Annotated in this window: 1 protein-coding gene; it reads left to right on the forward strand. The window is 54.7% G+C overall.

Annotated features, from left to right (window positions below; translation table 11 throughout):
* The coding region (locus tag Xedl_RS20000; RefSeq protein WP_158024427.1) for a tyrosine-type recombinase/integrase at positions 1-612 on the forward strand (612 nt) is incomplete at both ends.

Genomic DNA, 612 nt, shown 5'->3' on the forward strand with positions numbered 1-612 from the left:
GTCGCCCGTGCATGGCACGCCAGTAACAAACGCTGGAGCGACAGCCACCGTCAAAAAGTGCTGCGCAGCCTTGAGCAGTCTATTTTCCCGCATATCGGCTCACGCGATATTACCACATTACGCACCAGCCAGCTTTTAGCCCCCGTCAAGGCCATTGACGAGCAGGGCAAACACGATATAGCACAACGGCTACGCCAGCGTATCACCGCTATCATGCGTTATGCCGTCCAGAATGATATTCTGGAAACCAACCCGGCCAATGATATGACTGGCGCACTCACCACCACCAAATCCCGTCACCATCCCGCCCTGCCCCATGAATGTTTACCGGATTTCCTGAACCGGTTGTCTGCTTACCGCGGGCGCTTACTGACCAAAATCGCGGTCGAGCTGGCGCTGCTGACGTTTGTGCGCTCCAGTGAGCTGAGATTTGCCCGCTGGCAGGAAATCGACCTTGAAAATGCGGTGTGGAAAATTCCCGCCACACGAAAACCCATCAAAGGCGTTCGCTTCTCTGAACGCGGCATGAAAATGAAAACGGATCACATCGTACCGCTGAGCCGTCAAGCTGTCTCGTTATTCAAAGAGTTGCACGTACTGAGCGGCAACTGC

This window comes from Xenorhabdus eapokensis, assembly GCF_001908105.1.